1 protein-coding gene is annotated in these 326 nt (G+C 73.6%); it reads left to right on the top strand.

Annotated elements, in window-relative coordinates; translation table 11 throughout:
* Positions 1 to 50: 50 nt before the first annotated feature.
* Complete coding sequence (locus MFF64_RS36705) at positions 51 to 326, top strand: hypothetical protein (RefSeq protein ID WP_099902631.1); 276 nt, start codon at positions 51 to 53, stop codon at positions 324 to 326.

The raw sequence follows: 326 nt of genomic DNA, 5'->3' as shown, positions 1-326 counted from the left end.
GCCCTGGAGGCCAGCCTCCGCCGAGACGCCGAGACCGAGGGAGACCGCTCGTGAACGCCCTGACCCATCACGCCCGACACCGGCTCCAGCAGCGGGCCATTCCCAGCCTCGTGCTCGACCTGCTTGAGGAGTGCGGCTCGGTCGCCCGCACCCGGGACGGGGACTCGCTGTTCTTCGACAAGGCCGCCCGGCGGCGCCTGCGCCACCGCCTCGGCGGTGAGCGCGGGATGCGGATGATCGAGCCCTGGCTTGGCATCTACGCGGTCGTCGGCGACCAGGGCCTCGTCATCACCGCGGGGCACCGGCAGGGGCGGCTCCGGCGCTGA

The organism is Methylobacterium frigidaeris, assembly GCF_022179185.1.
GTDB classification, from domain to species: Bacteria; Pseudomonadota; Alphaproteobacteria; order Rhizobiales; family Beijerinckiaceae; genus Methylobacterium; species Methylobacterium frigidaeris.
This window is presented reverse-complemented; position numbering and strand designations above follow the sequence as displayed.